This window comes from Modestobacter muralis, from assembly GCF_010682105.1.
Classification (GTDB): domain Bacteria; phylum Actinomycetota; class Actinomycetes; order Mycobacteriales; family Geodermatophilaceae; genus Modestobacter; species Modestobacter muralis.
Genome location: NZ_JAAGWH010000032.1, coordinates 103,864 through 120,064, shown reverse-complemented (window position 1 = coordinate 120,064; position 16,201 = coordinate 103,864). Strand labels below are relative to the sequence as shown.

Below are 16,201 nucleotides of genomic sequence, written 5' to 3'. Positions count from 1 at the left end.
GGCCCCCTCGCAGGGGCCCGGCCCGAGCGGAGCGAGGGGTGGGGGACCTTCTTCAGCCCACCAGGCGGGCGCCGGGCACCGGGCCGTGCACGGCGCGCACGGCGCGGAAGGCCCCGGCTCCGGCGAGCTCGGTCGCCAGCCGGGCGGCGCCGTCCTCGTCCTCGGCCAGCGCGGCCACGGTCGGCCCGGACCCGCTGACCAGCGCCGCGGCGGCCCCGAGCTCGGTGGCCGCGCGCAGGGCGCGGCGCAGCTCGGGGCGCAGCCGCACGGCCGGCGCCTGGAGGTCGTTGCTGAGGGCGGCGGCCAGCGCACTCACCGGGCCGCTGCGCAGCGCGGCGAGCACCGGCTCGGTCGAGGCGGCCACGGCGCCGTCGGGGAGCTCCCCGGCCGCGCGCAGGGCGTCCAGCTCGCCGTAGACGGTCGGGGTGGACAGCCCCTCCCCCGCGATGCCCAGCACCCAGTCCCAGCGCCGGCGGGCCAGCACCGGCGAGAGCCGCTCGCCGCGGCCGGTGCCGAGCGCGACCCCACCGAGCAGGCTGAACGGGACGTCGCTGCCCAGCTGGGCGGCCAGCGCGGCCAGGTCACCGCGGGTGGCCCGGGTGCCCCACAGCGCGTCGAGCGCGACGAGGGTGGCCGCGGCGTCGGCGCTGCCCCCGGCCAGCCCGGCCGCGGCCGGGATCGACTTGTCGACGACCAGGTGCGCGTCGGCGGCCACCCCGGCGTGCCGGGCCAGCAGCTCGGCGGCCTGCCAGACGAGGTTGCGGGAGTCGCTGGGCACCCCGGCCGGACCGGCGCCGTCGGCCGTGCCCTCGCCGCGGACCTCCAGCGACAGGCCCGTCGACCGGCGCACTGTGACGGTGTCGAACAGGGAGACGGCCAGGAACACGGTCTGCAGCTCGTGGAAGCCGTCGTCCCGCAGCGGGCCCACCCCGAGGTGGACGTTCACCTTGGCCGGCGCCCTGGCCACCACGGAGCCGTCGCCGGCGATCCGGCCGGGGCCACCGGCCGTCGTGTTGCTCATCCGCTCACCCTGCCACCGCACCCGGTGGCAGGGTGACGACCTCGGCGGTCGCGGCCAGCCGGGCGAAGTCGGTCACCGACAGCTGCTCGCCGCGGGTGGTCGGGTCGATGCCGGCGGCCCGCAGCCGCACCTCGGCCGCCGCGGGGCTGCCGGCCCAGCGGGCGAGAGCGGCGCGCAGGCCCTTGCGCCGGGTGGCGAAGGCGGCGTCGACCGCGGCGAAGGTGGCCGCCCGGTCGCCGGGGGGCGCGGGCCGGCGGCGGAGCGCGACCAACCCGGAGTCGACGTTGGGCACCGGCCAGAACACCGGGCGCGGGACGTTGCCGGCCCGGCGGACGTCGGCGTACCAGGCGGCCTTGACGCTCGGCACGCCGTAGGACGCCGTCCCGGGAGCGGCGGCGAGTCGGTCGGCCACCTCGGCCTGCACCAGCACCAGGGCGCTGTCGAGCGAGGGCAGCAGCTCGAGCAGGTGCAGCAGGACGGGGACCGCGATGTTGTAGGGCAGGTTCGCGACCAGCGCGGTGGGCGGCGGGCCGGGCAGGTCGGTCACCCGCAGGGCGTCGGCGGTGACCACGGTCAGCCGGTCGGACCACTGCGGCGCCCGCTCGGCGACGGTGCGCGGGAGCTGGTCGGCCAGCCGCGGGTCGATCTCCACGGCGGTGACGTGCGCGCAGGCCCCCAGCAGGCCCAGGGTCAGCGACCCCAGGCCGGGGCCGACCTCCAGGACGACGTCGTCCGGGCCGAGGTCGGCGGTGCGGACGATGCGCCGGATGGTGTTGGCGTCGTGCAGGAAGTTCTGCCCGAGCTGCTTGGTCGGACGCAGGTCGAGCTGCTGGGCCAGGTCGCGGATCAGAGCCGGCCCCAGAAGCGGGTCCGTCACGAACGGCCTCGCTGCAGGGGCCCGCCGCGAGCCTGCGAGTGGTGGGGGGCAGCGAGGTCCTTCATCAGTCGAACAGTCGGCTGCCGCAGCCCCACTGGCCGGCCCCACTGCGGGAGTAGAGCATCTGCGCGCGCATCGTCTGCTCCTCGACCGAGGCGGCGGCGGGGTCGCCGCTGCCGCCCACGCCGGCCCAGGTGGCCCGGGAGAACTGGTACATCCCGCGGTAGGTGCCACTGGCGCTGACCGCGTTGGGGCGGCCACCGGACTCGCACCGGGCCAGCGCGGCCCAGTTCAGGCCGTCAGCGGTGGCCGGGGCGCCGGCCGCGACCGCGACGGGCTCCGGCTCCGGCTTGGTGCCCACGGAGACCTGCTCCTCGACCGGCTTCTTGGTGACCTCGGAGGAGACCTGCTCGCGGCCGGTCTCGACGCCGTCGGTGACGGTGACCCGCCAGGTGGTGGTGCGGGCGCCCTCGACGCCCTTCTGCGTGACGGTGCGCTCGCCCTCGAGCGCCTCGGCGTCCTCGGTCTCGACCGTCTCGTAGTCGACCGTCTGGACCTCGGTGACCTCGTCGACCTGCACGCGGGTGACCCGCAGGACCATCCCGCCCAGCAGCGGCTGGGCCGGGTAGAGGGAGGTGCGGTCGGTGGCCGACAGCGCGATGCCCTGCTCGGCGAGGAGGTCGCCGGCCGTGGCGGCGGTGGTGGTGACCACGCGCTCCTGGCCGTCGGCGACGAGCCGGACGTCCTTGCTGGTGGTGATGGCCAGGTCCATGCCGTCCAGCGGCAGACGCTCGCTGCGGTCGGCCGACAGCTGCAGCTGGTCGGTGCGGTAGCCGAGCTCGTCGAGGGCGTCGTCCACCGACAGCGCGGTGGTGAACACCTCGCTGCGCACGCCGTCGACGGTGAGCGTCAGCGGGCGGGCGCGGTTGACCACGATCGTGTCGCCGTCGGCGACGTCGGCGCCCAGCGCGGGCAGCACGACGTCGTGCGCGGCGGGGGTGAGCCCCTCGTCGGCGAGCACCTCAGCGGCCGTGCCGGCGTAGGTGGTCACCAGGCGGGACTGGCCGTCGACGGTGAGGGTCAACGACTTCTCGGCCGCGAAGTAGGCGGCGACGCTCGCCACGAGGCCCACGAGGACCACCGCGAAGAGGCAGGACTTCAACGATCGGCGCACAACACATCCAGGTCAGCAGGACCCGGGCAGGGGAACCGGGCCGCAGGCGGAGGCGCCGCCGTCAGGCGGCTCCCAGGAGCAGGCGAACCCGTCGTCGTCGCGATCGGGAGTCACCCCCGGCCGTGCACGACCACCTGGGTGTTCCCCACCCCGGCTGTCGGTCACGACACGATAACGAACGAACTCGCTGACACAACCGTGCTGAGTCAGGACACCAGCAGGTCGACAAGTCGTTCCGCAGGCACGCCGACACCGAACGTGACACTGGACGGCGTGTTGGCGCGTCGTCCAGCAACGGGCACGGTGGGCAAGCCCACAGGCGTCGACCCGTCCGCCGGCCGTCAGGCCGACGCAGCGGCGGTCAGGCCAGCGCGGCGGCGCCCTGGCGCAGCGGCCGGAGCCAGGTGAGCAGGTAGACGGCCACGGCCAGGCCGGCGGCGACCGCGCCGAACCCGCCGGCGACCAGCGCCACCGGCAGCAGCCCGGCACCGTCGCGGACCTCGTCGCCGATGTCGAGCCCGGCGACCAGCAACAGGACGCCCAGCGGGATGAGCGCCAGGACGCTGGCCCCGGCCACGACCAGGTGGGCGGTCCAGGTGCGCTGCGCCTCGTCCACGGGGACGTCGGCGCCCTCGGCCGGCAGCGGCCGGAAGAACACCCGGGCCAGCGCGACCTCGGCGAGCAGCCAGCCGAGGACGGCGGTGACCACCAGCGCGGTGAGCGCGGCGTCGGACAGGTGCCCGGACGAGCCGAGCAGCACAGCGGTCACCAGCTCCCCCACCATGGCCGCCCGCATGCTCCACAGCAGCACCAGCGACACCTGCTCCCCGCGGGCGGGACGGCGGGCGGGGCGGGCGACCGCCCAGCGCGGCCTCGGCCGGGTGACCTCGGCCAGCAGCACCCCGGCCAGCAGCCCGGCGGCCAGCGCGGGCAGCCAGAGGAACACCGACGCCTCGGCGAACAGCACGACGCTCGCCACGATGCCGGCCAATCCCAGCACCCAGCCCAGCTGCCGCACCCGGCGGCCGTGCGCGGCCTGCCGGGACAGCTCGGCGGAGCCGGCCGGGGACAGCTCGACGAAGCCGACCGCCGCGGCGGCCACCGCCCGGCGACCGGCAGCCAGCGACCAGGCCCGGCCCAACGCGGCGGCCGGGACCAGCAGTGCGATGAAGAGGACGAACGCGATCAGGCGGCCCACGTGCTCAGTGTCCCCCTGTCGGGCCGGTCGTGGCCGTCCCCGGGCGCGTCGCGCACCCCGGCCCCTCCGCAGCGCCCCGTCGCGGGCCCGCGAGGGGTGGGGGCGAGGGCGTCACCAGGGACCGAAGACCCGCTCGGCGGTGGCGGTGAGGGTGTCGCAGAGCTGCTCCAGCCCGGTGCCGGTGACCTCGGCGAGTGCGCGCACCGTGTGCGGCACGAGCCGGGCGGCGTTGGGGCGGCCCCGCAGCGGCACGGGGGTGAGGAACGGCGCGTCGGTCTCGACCAGCAGCTGGTCCAGCGGCGTCATCGCGGCGGCCTCGCGCAGGTACCCGGCGTTGCCGAAGGTCAGGGTGCCGGCGAAGGAGAGCACGTAGCCCCGGTCGATGCAGGCCCGGGCGAACCCGGGGTCACCGGAGAAGCAGTGCAGGACGGTGTGCTCCGGCGCGCCCTCGTCCTCGAGCACGCGCAGCACCTCGTCGTGGGCGTCCCGGTCGTGGACGACCAGCGCGATGCCGTGCCGCTTGGCGATGTCGATGTGCGCCCGGAAGGACTCCTCCTGCGCGGCCCAGCCGTCCTCGCCGGTGCGGTACCGGTCCAGCCCGGTCTCCCCCACCGCCCGCACCCGGGGCAGCGCGGCCAGCCGGTCGACCTCGGCCAGCGCCTCGGGCGTGGCCGCGCCGGCACCGGCCTCGTTCGGGTGCAGCGCGACCGCGGCCAGCACCTCCGGACGCCGGGAGGCGAGCTCGGCCGACCAGCGGGACGACGCGGCGTCGACCCCGACCTGTACGAGCCGGGTCACCCCGACGGCGACCGCGGCCTCGACCGCCTCGTCGACCTCCGCGGGCGTGGGCTCGCGGTCCTCACCGCCCACGGCGATGTCGAAGTGCGTGTGGCTGTCGACCGCCGGTGCCGGCAGCGGTTCCGGCGACGGCGGCGGCTCGCCCCGCCGGTTGGCCCGCGACGCCGACGACCGGCTCACCGCTGGCTCCCAAGGGCAGAAGTCGCCACTGTCGCTCCCGACCGCGCGCGGCCCGACCCCAGGGGGGCCATGGTCGCGAACACGGCCCCCCTGGGACCCCGGCGGACCGTCAGGGCTGGTGGGCGGGTCACGCCTCGCCGTCCGTCGGACCGCCCTGGCCGTCCTCCTCCAGGCGACGGAGCTCCTCCTCCACGATCGAGGGGTCGAGCTTGGTGAACACCGGCGTCGGCGTGGCCAGCGGCGTGCCGGCCGGCGGCAGCGGCGTGGACGCCCACACGGCCTGGCTCGCGGCGTAGTCGCCGGTGATGATCGGGTACGGCGAGCCGTCGTCGAGGTCCGTGGTCTCCACGATCTGCGGAGCGGCCGACCACACGCCGGTCCCGCCGAGCAGCTCGTGCACCTTCTGCGACGAGTGCGGCAGGAACGGCGTCAGCAGCGCGTTGCAGTCCTTGATCGCCTGCAGCGCGGTGTGCAGCACGGTGTCCCGGCGGGCCGGGTCCTCCTTGAGCTTCCACGGCGCCTGGTCCGACAGGTACTTGTTGGCCTCGCTGACCACCCGCATCGCCTCGGCGGCGGCGGCCTTCTGCCGGTTGCGCGACAGCAGGTCCCCGATCGGCGCGAAGGCACCCGAGGTGGTGGCCAGCAGGGCGCGGTCGGCGTCGGTCAGCTCCCCCGGCGTCGGGATCGCACCGATGTTCTTGGCGGCCATCGACACCGAGCGGTTGACCAGGTTGCCCCAGCCGGCGACCAGCTCGTCGTTGTTGCGGCGCAGGAACTCCGCCCAGGTGAAGTCGGTGTCCTGGCTCTCCGGGCCGGCCGCGGCGATGAAGTAGCGCAGCGCGTCGGCGTCGTAGCGGGCCAGGAAGTCGCGCACGTAGATGACGACGTTGCGCGAGGAGGAGAACTTGCGCCCCTCCATGGTCAGGAACTCGCTCGACACCACCTCGGTGGGCAGGTTCAGCGCGCCGTAGGAGCCCGGCGACCCGCCCTTGTCGCCCTGGCCGTTGTAGCCCAGCAGCTGCGCCGGCCAGATCTCGGCGTGGAAGACGATGTTGTCCTTGCCCATGAAGTAGTAGGCGTCGGCGTCCGGCGTCTGCCACCACTGCCGCCAGGCCTCCGGGTCACCGGAGCGGCGGGCCCACTCGATCGACGCCGACAGGTAGCCCACGACCGCGTCGAACCAGACGTAGATGCGCTTGTCGTCGCGGTCGCGCCAGCCGTCGAGCGGGACGGGCACGCCCCAGTCGATGTCGCGGGTGTAGCTGCGCGGCTTGAGGTCCTCCAGCAGGTTGACGCTGAAGTTCAGGACGTTGGGCCGCCAGTTGCCGCGGGTGCCCAGCCAGTCCCCCAGCGCGCGGGCGAAGGCCGGCAGGTCGAGGAAGTAGTGCTCGCTCTCGACGAACTTCGGCGTCTCGCCGTTGATCCGGCTCACCGGGTTGATCAGGTCGGTGGGGTCGAGCTGGTTGCCGCAGTTGTCGCACTGGTCGCCGCGCGCGCCGTCGTAGCCGCAGATCGGGCAGGTGCCCTCGATGTAGCGGTCGGGCAGCGTGCGGCCGGTGGACGGGCTGATCGCGCCCAGCGTCGTCTTCGGGAAGACGTAGCCGTTCTTCAGCAGCCCCAGGAAGATCTCCTGGCTGACGTTGCGGTGGTTGACCGTCGTCGTCCGGGTGAAGAGGTCGTAGCTGAGCCCGAGGCTGGCCAGGTCGTCGACGATGATGCGGTTGTTGCGGTCGGCGATCTGCCGCGGGGTGATCCCCTCGGCGTCGGCGGCGACCGTGATCGGCGTCCCGTGCTCGTCGGTGCCGCTGACCATCAGCACCTGGTCGCCGCTCATCCGGTGGAACCGGCTGAAGACGTCGGAGGGGACGCCGAAGCCGGAGACGTGTCCGATGTGCCGCGGGCCGTTGGCGTAGGGCCACGCGACGGCGGTGAGGATGTGCCGATCTGTCACGGCACGAGGGTAGTGAGGTCGGTCCACCCGGTTCGCAGGCGGCGGGCTCAGGGGGCGCCGGTGACCGCGGCCGTCGTCGGTGCCGGGCCGTCCGCGGGGGCGCCCAGCACGGCCACCCCGGCCAGCGCCAGGCCGATGCAGGCGACCGTGACGCCGCGCAGCACGCGGTGCTCAGGGGCGACCGGTGCCCGGCGCGGGGCGCGGGGGCGGCCGCCGGCGGCGACCCAGGCCAGCGCGGACGGCGAGCTGGCCAGCAGCAGCTTCCCGGTCGGGACGGCGAGGCCCAGCAGCGCGAGCGCGGGCACCGGCAGGCCGACGTCTCCGGACACGGCGACGAGCCGCACGCCGTCGGGACCGAACAGCCCGTGGACGGCGAGGGCGAGGCATCCGCCGACCTCGGTGACCGCGACCGCGACGAGCAGCCGGCGCCCGGCGCCGTCGACGAGGACGGCGCCCGCACCGGCGGCGAGCACCACCCAGGCGGCGAGCAGCAGCAGCGTGGCGGCCACGGCCGGGCCGGGCAGCCGGGTGCCCCCGGTGAACAGGCTGCCGAGCCCGGTGAGGCCGAAGGCCAGCAGGGCGAGGGACTCCAGGACCGACAGGACACCGGCGGCGGCGACCGGCAGCGGGGTGCGCTGCGGGCGGGCCGGCCGGGTGGCGCGGACCGCCGGTGTGCCCTGCGGGGCTCCCACGGGGAGGCGGGGGGCGTCGAGGACGGCGCTGGGCACGGGGGTTCTCCTGACCGGTGACGGGCTTCACCGATCAGGTCGGGCGTTCCGGCCCCGGGCAGCAGGACCCGGGGCCGGTCCTCACCCGCAGGGGTGAGGGGTCACCTCTCGCCGCCGGCCTGTTGGCCGGCCGCCTTGCGCTCGGCGGCGCCGATCGTCGAGAAGCGCGAGTGCCGGCGGCCGTACCCGTAGTAGAAGACGACCCCGAGCGCCATCCAGACGGCGAATCGCGCCCAGGTCTCCCCCGGCAGGTTGAGCATCAGGTAGAGGCAGGCGAGGGCGGAGACGACCGGCAGCACCGGCACCAGCGGGACGCGGAAGGCGCGCGGCAGGTCCGGGCGGGTGCGGCGCAGCACGATCACGCCCACCGAGACCAGCACGAAGGCGAACAGGGTGCCGATGTTGACCAGCTCGGCCAGCACGCCCAGCGGGATGAACCCGGCGAGCACCGCCACGACGACCCCGGTGATCAGGGTGATCTTGTAGGGCGTGCCGTACTTCGGGTGCACCGCGCCCAGCGCCGGCGGCAGCAGGTGGTCGCGGCTCATGGCGAACAGCACCCGGGACTGCCCGAGCATCAGGATCATCACCACGCTGGTCAGCCCGGCGAGCGCACCCACGGAGATGGCCCCGGAGAGGAACGGCAGCCCGACGCTGCGGAAGGCGTCGGCCAGCGGGGCCTCGCTGGACAGCTCGGAGTAGCGCTGCATGCCCACCACGACCAGCGACACCGCGACGTACAGCACGGTGCAGATGACCAGCGAGCCGATGATGCCGCGGGGCAGGTCACGCGCGGGGTCCTTGGTCTCCTCGGCGGCGGTGGCGACGATGTCGAAGCCGATGAAGGCGAAGAAGACGATGGCCGCGCCGGCGAGGACGCCGCCCACGCCGAAGGTGCTGGGCGCGAAGCCGAACAGCGTCTGGATCAGCGGGGCGCTCCACCCGCTGCCGGTCTCGCTCGGCTGCGCCGGGGGCACGAACGGCGAGTAGTTGGCGGCCTTGACGTAGAAGAGCCCGACGACGATCACCAGCAGCACGATGGCCACCTTGATCGCCACGATCACCGAGGTCACCCGCGAGGAGAACTTGATGCCCAGGATCAGCACCCCGGTCATCACCGCGACGATGAAGATCGCCGGCAGGTTGACCGTGGCCTCCTCCCCGGCGATCGAGGTGGGCAGCGGGATGCCGAGGTCACCGAGCAGCTGGTTGAGGTAGCCCGACCAGCCCACCGCCACGGTGGCCGCGCCCAGAGCCAGCTCCAGGACCAGGTCCCAGCCGATGATCCAGGCGACCAGCTCACCGAGGGTGGCGTAGGAGAACGTGTAGGCCGACCCGGCGACCGGCACGGTCGAGGCGAACTCGGCGTAGCACAGGGCGGCCAGGGCGCAGACCAGGCCGGCGATCACGAAGGAGACGGCCACCGCCGGGCCGGTCGTGGTCTTGGCCACCTCGCCGGTGAGCACGAAGATCCCGGTGCCGATGATGACCCCGACGCCGAACACGGTGAGGTCCAGCCCCGAGAGGTTCTTCTTGAGCTGGTGGTCGGGTTCCTCGGTGTCGCGGATGGACTCCTCGACGCTCTTGACCCGGGCCCTGTTGGTGGCCACCGAACCCCCTCTCGGGCAGGCGGCGCGACGTCCGCCGTCCTGCTGGTGATCAACTGTGCGGGGAGCGTCCCACGGCGTGGGGCTTCCCGCAGACCTACGCTCCCCCCGCCCCCGCACGGTCGCCGACCGGGCGCCCGACCAGACCAGGAGGTGCCCGTGACGAGCACGGACAGCACCCGTTCACGGCTGCCCCAGGTGCACCGCCGTCCGCGTCCGGTCGGCCCGCCGAGCCTGCCCCCCAGCGAGCGGGAGGGCAGCGACTTCGTCATCGACTGCGCGATCTACGTCGAGGGGCAGCGCCAGGCGCCGGTGGCCTACGACGAGGCGCTGCGGGCCGCGGTCGAGAAGGGCGGCTTCGTCTGGCTGGGGCTCCACGAGCCGACCCAGGCCGAGTTCGAGGGGGTCGCCGCCGTCTACGGGCTGCACCCCCTGGCGGTCGAGGACGCCGTCGAGGCCCACCAGCGCCCCAAGCTCGACAGCTACGACGACAGCCTGTTCATGGTGCTCAAGACCGCGCGGTACGTGGAGCACGACGCCCTGACCGCCACCAGCGAGGTCGTGAACACCGGCGAGGTGATGGTCTTCCTCGGCAGCCACTACGTGATCACCGTCCGGCACGGTGACCACGGCGGGCTCAAGGAGCTGCGGCAGACCCTCGAGGGCCAGACCGAGCTGCTCCAGCTGGGCCCCTCGTCGGTGCTGTACGCCGTCACCGACCTGGTGGTCGACCACTTCGTCGAGGTGGCCGAGGCGGTCGAGGACGACGTGGAGGAGCTCGAGACGTCGGTGTTCAGCCCCTCGCGGACCGACGACACCCCGCGGATCTACCAGCTCAAGCGCGAGCTGATGGCGCTGCGCCGGGCCGTCCAGCCGCTGGAGCTCCCGCTGACCACGCTGGCCGACCGGCCCAACGACCTGGTGCCGGACGCGATGCGCTCGTACTTCCGCGACGTCCAGGACCACACGCTGCGGGTCCGCGACCAGGTGATGGGCCTGGACGAGCTGCTGTCGAACATCCTGCAGGCGGCGCTGGCCCGGATCTCGGTGGCGCAGAACGACGACATGCGCCGGATCTCCTCCTACGCCGGCCTGATCGCCGCCCCGACCCTGGTCGCCGGCGTCTACGGGATGAACTTCGACCACATGCCGGAGCTGCACTGGTCCTTCGGGTACCCGTTCGCGCTGCTGCTGATGGCCGCCCTCTGCTACCTGCTCTACCGCGGCTTCAAGCGCAACGGCTGGCTGTAGGCCCACCGTCGTGCGCTGCCAGGCATAGGTACCCATACCCGCGTCCCAGCGTCCAGGACGCAGGTACAGGTACCTATGCCTGGGACTCGGCGAGGAGGAAGACTGCCGAGTTGTCCACAGGACGGCCCCGCTACGGCACGGCCTTGCCCCCTTGCTCGCCACCCTGTGACCGTGGACTGGCGGCCAGTGATCCGGGAGATGGTCGACTGCAACGACGGCCTGGTGACTCGCCAGCACCTGTTGCAACGACTCCCTGCAGACGTGCTCGACGGGCACATCGGCCGGCGGAACCTCGTCCGGGTCTTCCCGCACGTCTACCGGCTGAGCGGTGGAGCGGATGACGACGGCACCCTGTTGCGCGCAGCGCTCCTGCACACCGGCCCCGTGGCCGCGTTGAGCCACACGACCGCTCTCGCCGTCTGGGGCCTGCGCCGACTGGAACGACCACTGCACCTGACGATCGACCAGGGCCTCAAGCGCGCGGGGGCACCTGATCTCGTGGTGCACCGTCGTCTCCGCTTCGACCCGGCCTCCGCTCAGTGCACCCAGCGGTCCGGCTTGCGCGTGACCGCCCTCCCACGCTCACTCGTGGACGCCTGGCCGCTGATGCCCCTCCCCGAACGTCGTCCACTCGCGATCGACGCCGTCCGCCGACGGCTCGTGACGGCGCACCAGCTGCGCGACTCCCTGGCCGAGCGCCCCAACGTCGCCGGACACCGGGCCCTACGGCAGACGATCGAGCTCATCGCCGACGGGTGCCAGAGCGAACTGGAGGCGCACGGCGTGCTCACCGTCTTCCACCACCGGTCGCTGCCTCCGAGCGTCGGACAGCACCCGGTCGATCTACCGACGGGCCGGGTGAGACTCGACCGCGCCTATCCCGAGGTCAGGCTCGCCGTCGAACTGGACGGCGCGGCCTTCCACACCTCGCCCGAGGACCGGGCGCGCGACCTGGCCCGCGACCGCGCACTGGCCGCGCTCGGCTGGGTGGTCCTGCGGTTCACCTACGCGGACGTCGTGCGCGATCCGCATGCCGTCCGCGCCAAGGTGCTGGAGGTCTACCGGGCTCGCCAGCACCAGCTCCGCGTCGGTTGATTCTTGGGCATAGGTACCAATACCTGCATTTCCGCCTCCGGGGCGCATGTACTGGTACCTATGCCAGGGGTCAGGGCTTCTTGGCGGCGAGGACGGCGTCGTAGACGGTGCGGCGCGGGAGGCCGGTGCGGGTGACGACGGCGCGGATGGCCTCCTTGCGGTCGGCCCCGGCTGCCTCCTCGGCGGCGACCTCCCGGGCCAGCTCCGCCGGCGACAGCGCCTCGGGGCCGGCCACCGAGCCGCCGACGACCAGGGTGATCTCCCCGCGCACGCCCTCGGCGGCCCACTCGACCAGCTCGGCCAGCGACCCGCGGCGGACCTCCTCGTGGGTCTTGGTCAGCTCCCGGCACACGGCCGCGGGGCGCTCGGTCCCGAAGGCGCCCACCGCGTCGGCGAGGGTGTCGGCCAGCCGGTGCGGGGACTCGTAGAACACCATCGTGCGCGGCTCGCGGGCCAGCGCGGCCAGCGCCGACCGCCGCTCCCCGCCCTTGCGCGGCAGGAAGCCCTCGAAGCAGAACCGGTCGCAGGGCAGGCCGGAGACGGCGAGCGCGGTGACGACGGCCGAGGGCCCGGGCACCGAGGTGACCTCGATGCCGGCGTCGATCGCGGCCCGCACCAGCGTGTAGCCGGGGTCGGAGACCGAGGGCATGCCGGCGTCGGTGATCAGCAGCACCGTGGCGCCGTCCTGCATCGCCGCGACCAGCCCGGGCAGCCGGGCCTGCTCGACGGACTCGTAGAAGCTGACCAGCCGGCCGGTGAAGGTGACCCCGAGGTCGGCGGCGAGCCGGTGCAGCCGGCGGGTGTCCTCGACCGCGAGCACCTCCGCGGTGGCCAGCACCTCGCGCAGCCGGGGGCCCACGTCGCCGGGTTGTCCGAGGGGCGCGCCGCCCAGCACGAGTCGTCCGGTCATGCACCGAGCCTGTCACGGCGATCGCCGACGACCCGCCCGCAGGGGCCGGAGGGCGGACAGGTCTCCTGGCTACCCTGACTCCATGGCGGTGCTGTCCCCCGAGCGGGCCGAGGCGGCACCCGGCACCACGCACCCCCGTCGCTGGCCACCGCTCCCCCGGCCGCGCCGCGAGGTCGTGCCGCCGCTGCCCACCGACCGGGTGCTGGCCGCGGTGCTCACCACGGTGCTGGCCGTGGCCACGCTGATCACCCGGCTGTGGGACATCCGCTACCCGGCCGAGCTGGTGTTCGACGAGGCGTACTACCCGCCCGAGGCCGCCGAGATGCTCGAGTACGGCTACGAGGCCAACCGCGGCTACACGTTCATCGTCCACCCGCCGCTGGGCAAGTGGCTGATCGCGATCGGCGAGCAGCTCTTCGGCGACAACTCGCTGGGCTGGCGGGTGCCCTCGGCCGTGGCGGGCACGATCGCCGTCGTCGTCCTGGTCCGGCTGGCCCGCCGGCTGACCGGCTCGACACTGCTGGGGCTGGTCGCCGGCCTGTTGATGGCCCTCGACGGCTTCTCCTTCAGCCTGGGCCGGATCGGCCTGCTCGACGTCTTCCTGCAGCTGTTCGTCCTCAGCGCCGTGGCCTGCCTCGTCGTCGACCGGGACGCCGTGCGCCAGCGGGTGCGCGACTCCGCCGACCGGGTGGGCACCAGCGGCTTCGCGCTCGGCCCGCGCGGGTGGCGGCTGGCCGCCGGGCTGATGTTCGGCGCCGCCTGCTCGGTCAAGTGGAGCGGCGTGTACTTCCTGGCCTTCTTCGGCCTGCTGTCGCTCTTCTGGGACCGGGCGGCCTGGCGCGAGGCCGGGGTGCCCCGGCCGACCCTGGTGGCGCTGCGCCGCGGGCTGCCCGGTGCCGCCTGGGCGCTGGGCGCGCTCCCGGTGCTGACCTACCTGGCCTCCTTCACCGGCTGGTTCCGCAGCGAGGGCGCGCAGGGCCGGCACTGGGCCGACCAGCACCCCGACACCGCGTACGGGTTCGTCCCCGGTGCGCTGCGCTCGCTGTGGCACATGCACGGCGAGTGGCTGGCCTTCCACAACGGGCTGTCCAGCCCGCACCCGTGGGAGTCCGGGCCGTGGTCGTGGGTCGTCGACGGCCGCCCGATCCTGCTGTGGAACCCGCAGGGGCTCACCGACACCGACGGTGGCCAGGTGATCCGCTACATCCTGATGGTCGGGACGCCGACGCTGTGGTTCGCCTTCGTGCCGGCGGTGCTGTGGCTGCTCTGGCGGGTCGTGGCCCGGCGGGACCCCACCGCGCTGACCGTCGCGGTGGCCATCGCCGCCGGCTGGCTCACCTGGTTCGTCAACCTCGACCGGACGATGTTCCTGTTCTACATGGCCCCGGCCCTGCCGTTCTTCGTGCTGGCCGTGGTGCTCGTGCTGGCCGACGTCCTCGGCCCGCGGGACGCCCCGGTGCTGCGGCGCCAGCTCGGGCTGGCCGCGGTCTGCACCTACATCGCGGTGGTCGCGATGACGTTCGTCTTCTTCTACCCGGTGCTCACCGGGCAGCCGCTCACCCACGGCGAGTGGCTGCAGCGGATGTGGTTCCCCTCCTGGTTCTGAGGAGGCGTCTCCCTGCGGGAGGCCGGTCAGCCCGCTTGCCGGAGAAGATAGTTGGGTTGTACAACTGAAGTGTGCACGTCGACCGTCGTGAGCTCGCCGAGCAGCTGGACGACGTCGTGCTGGGGCTGCGGCGACTGACCCTGGACCGGCAGGAGCCCAACCTCACCGCTGCCTCCGCGCTGGCCACACTCCGCCGCGAGGGCACCTGCCGGGTCACCGAGCTGGCGGCGGCCGAGGGCATCAGCCAGCCCTCGATGACCGCCCTGGCCGCCCGGCTCACCGACGCCGGCCTGGTGCACCGCCGCACCGACCCGGCCGACCGGCCGGCGGTGCTGCTCAGCGTCGCCCCGGCCGGCGCCGACCTGCTCGACCAGCGTCGGGAGGCCCGCGCCGCCCGGCTGACCGGCCCGCTGGCCACGCTCGCCGAGGACGACGTCCGCGCGATCACCCACGCACTCCCCGCGCTGACCCGTCTGGCCGGCGCGCCGACCCCTCCCGGAGGCACCCGTTGAGCGCGCACGGCGCCAGCATGTCCGAACAGCCCAGGGCGGTGTACGCCGTCGCCTTCGCCTGCGTCGTCAGCTTCATGGGGATCGGCCTGGTCGACCCCATCCTGCCGGCGCTGTCCGCCCAGCTGGACGCCACACCCAGCCAGGTCAGCCTGCTGTTCACCAGCTACCTGGTGGTCACCGCGATCGCCATGCTCGGGACGAACTGGGTCTCCAGCCGGATCGGCGCCAAGAGGACGCTGATCACCGGGCTGGGGATCATCGTGGTCTTCGCCGCCCTCGCCGGGTTGTCCGGCTCGATCAACGGCATCGTCGGCTTCCGGGCCGGATGGGGCCTGGGCAACGCGCTGTTCATCGCCACCTCGCTGTCGGTCATCGTGGCGTCGGCGTCCGGCGGCTTCGCCGGCGCGATCGTCCTCTACGAGGCGGCCCTCGGCCTGGGCATCGCCGCCGGGCCGCTGATCGGCGGGCTGCTGGGTGACATCAGCTGGCGCGGGCCGTTCTTCGGCGTCGCCGTCCTCATGGCGATCGCGCTGCTGGCCACCGTCGTCCTGCTCGACGCCACCCCGAAGCCGGCCGAGCCCACCCCGCTGAGCGCACCGCTGAAGGCGCTGCGGCACCGCAGCCTGCTGACGATGAGCGTCACCGCGCTGCTCTACAACTGGGGCTTCTTCACGATGCTGGGCTACGCGCCCTACCCGATGGAGCTGTCGGCGATCCAGCTCGGCTTCGTGTTCTTCGGCTGGGGCCTGCTGGTCGCCTTCTTCTCCGTCGTGGGCGCGCCGCGGCTGCAGGCTGCGTTCGGCACCGCCCGCTCGCTGTACGGGGCGCTGGCGGTCTTCGCCGTCCTGCTGGCGCTGATCGGGGTGTTCACCGAGGTCCGCTGGGCGCTGATCACCTGCGTCATCGCCTCGGGGGTCGTCGTCGGGATCAACAACACCCTCACCACCCAGGCCGTCATGCTGGTCTCGCCGGTGCCGCGCCCGGTCGCGTCCTCCGCCTACGGGTTCGTGCGGTTCCTGGGCGGCGGGCTGGCCCCCTACGTGGCGGGGCAGCTGGCCGACGCATTCGACCTGCACGTGCCGTTCCTGGTCGGTGCCGGGGCGGTGCTGCTGGGGATCGCCGTGCTCTCGACCGGCCACCGGATGCTCACCGCGGCCGACGCGGACATGGCCGCCTCCGGCGAGCCCGACACCGACGTCGCCGGGGAGGTCGCCGACGAGTTCGGCGGCGCGCCCGGCGCCATCGACCAGGACCTCGAGCCCGGGCTCGCGGCCCGCCGGCGGTCCTGACCCG

The 16,201-nt window shown here is 73.9% G+C and carries 14 protein-coding genes; 5 read left to right on the top strand and 9 right to left on the bottom strand.

Going from position 1 to position 16,201, the window contains the following annotated elements; translation table 11 throughout:
- Positions 1–52: 52 nt before the first annotated feature.
- The 8 genes from GCU67_RS11755 to GCU67_RS11720 form a co-directional block, all read right to left on the bottom strand.
- Positions 53–1,021, bottom strand: coding sequence for a 4-(cytidine 5'-diphospho)-2-C-methyl-D-erythritol kinase (locus GCU67_RS11755; RefSeq protein ID WP_163611401.1), 969 nt, complete (start codon positions 1,019–1,021; stop codon positions 53–55).
- A gap of 4 nt (positions 1,022–1,025) precedes the next feature.
- On the bottom strand, positions 1,026–1,898 hold the full coding sequence (gene rsmA, locus GCU67_RS11750) for a 16S rRNA (adenine(1518)-N(6)/adenine(1519)-N(6))-dimethyltransferase RsmA (RefSeq protein ID WP_163611400.1): 873 nt from the start codon (positions 1,896–1,898) through the stop codon (positions 1,026–1,028).
- Between the two features lie 64 nt (positions 1,899–1,962).
- A complete protein-coding gene (locus GCU67_RS11745; protein WP_338104950.1) occupies positions 1,963–3,030 on the bottom strand; it encodes a ubiquitin-like domain-containing protein in 1,068 nt (355 codons plus the stop codon).
- A 403-nt stretch (positions 3,031–3,433) separates the two neighbouring features.
- Positions 3,434–4,270 (bottom strand): hypothetical protein, encoded by an 837-nt coding sequence (locus GCU67_RS11740; RefSeq protein ID WP_163611398.1) that lies wholly within the window; start codon positions 4,268–4,270, stop codon positions 3,434–3,436.
- A 111-nt stretch (positions 4,271–4,381) separates the two neighbouring features.
- The gene (locus GCU67_RS11735; RefSeq protein ID WP_163611397.1) at positions 4,382–5,248 is read right to left on the bottom strand and encodes a TatD family hydrolase; all 867 of its coding nucleotides are present in this window, start codon (positions 5,246–5,248) and stop codon (positions 4,382–4,384) included.
- 127 nt (positions 5,249–5,375) lie between these two features.
- A complete protein-coding gene (gene metG / locus GCU67_RS11730) occupies positions 5,376–7,199 on the bottom strand; it encodes a methionine--tRNA ligase (RefSeq protein ID WP_163611396.1) in 1,824 nt (607 codons plus the stop codon).
- Positions 7,200–7,246: 47 nt separating this feature from the next.
- Complete coding sequence (locus tag GCU67_RS11725; RefSeq protein ID WP_163611395.1) at positions 7,247–7,927, bottom strand: hypothetical protein; 681 nt, start codon at positions 7,925–7,927, stop codon at positions 7,247–7,249.
- A 101-nt stretch (positions 7,928–8,028) separates the two neighbouring features.
- A complete protein-coding gene (locus GCU67_RS11720) occupies positions 8,029–9,537 on the bottom strand; it encodes an amino acid permease (RefSeq protein ID WP_163611394.1) in 1,509 nt (502 codons plus the stop codon).
- Positions 9,538–9,693: 156 nt separating this feature from the next.
- On the opposite strand from GCU67_RS11720, the gene corA reads away from it, so the two are divergent.
- The gene (gene corA, locus GCU67_RS11715) at positions 9,694–10,785 is read left to right on the top strand and encodes a magnesium/cobalt transporter CorA (protein ID WP_163611393.1); all 1,092 of its coding nucleotides are present in this window, start codon (positions 9,694–9,696) and stop codon (positions 10,783–10,785) included.
- A 171-nt stretch (positions 10,786–10,956) separates the two neighbouring features.
- Positions 10,957–11,880, top strand: coding sequence for a DUF559 domain-containing protein (locus GCU67_RS11710; RefSeq protein ID WP_163611392.1), 924 nt, complete (start codon positions 10,957–10,959; stop codon positions 11,878–11,880).
- A 70-nt stretch (positions 11,881–11,950) separates the two neighbouring features.
- Here the strand turns inward: GCU67_RS11710 and rsmI are convergent, their stop codons facing one another.
- A complete protein-coding gene (rsmI, locus tag GCU67_RS11705; protein WP_163611391.1) occupies positions 11,951–12,790 on the bottom strand; it encodes a 16S rRNA (cytidine(1402)-2'-O)-methyltransferase in 840 nt (279 codons plus the stop codon).
- Positions 12,791–12,872: 82 nt separating this feature from the next.
- On the opposite strand from rsmI, the gene GCU67_RS11700 reads away from it, so the two are divergent.
- The 3 genes from GCU67_RS11700 to GCU67_RS11690 all read left to right on the top strand — a co-directional run bounded on the left by GCU67_RS11700 (position 12,873) and on the right by GCU67_RS11690 (position 16,197).
- Positions 12,873–14,396: a dolichyl-phosphate-mannose--protein mannosyltransferase gene (locus GCU67_RS11700; RefSeq protein ID WP_163611390.1), complete on the top strand. Its 1,524-nt coding sequence runs from the start codon at positions 12,873–12,875 to the stop codon at positions 14,394–14,396.
- Between the two features lie 71 nt (positions 14,397–14,467).
- Complete coding sequence (locus GCU67_RS11695; protein WP_163611389.1) at positions 14,468–14,908, top strand: MarR family transcriptional regulator; 441 nt, start codon at positions 14,468–14,470, stop codon at positions 14,906–14,908.
- 17 nt (positions 14,909–14,925) lie between these two features.
- Positions 14,926–16,197, top strand: a complete 1,272-nt coding sequence (locus GCU67_RS11690) for an MFS transporter (RefSeq protein ID WP_163611388.1) — start codon at positions 14,926–14,928, stop codon at positions 16,195–16,197.
- Positions 16,198–16,201: the final 4 nt, after the last annotated feature.

What these genes read in the sequence shown, in the direction of transcription:
- GCU67_RS11755 (WP_163611401.1), bottom strand. Translation starts at nt 1,021, where the DNA reads ATGAGCAACACGACGGCCGGTGGCCCCGGCCGGATCGCCGGCGACGGC.
- rsmI (WP_163611391.1), bottom strand. Translation starts at nt 12,790, where the DNA reads ATGACCGGACGACTCGTGCTGGGCGGCGCGCCCCTCGGACAACCCGGC.
- GCU67_RS11700 (WP_163611390.1), top strand. Translation starts at nt 12,873, where the DNA reads ATGGCGGTGCTGTCCCCCGAGCGGGCCGAGGCGGCACCCGGCACCACG.
- GCU67_RS11690 (WP_163611388.1), top strand. Translation starts at nt 14,926, where the DNA reads ATGTCCGAACAGCCCAGGGCGGTGTACGCCGTCGCCTTCGCCTGCGTC.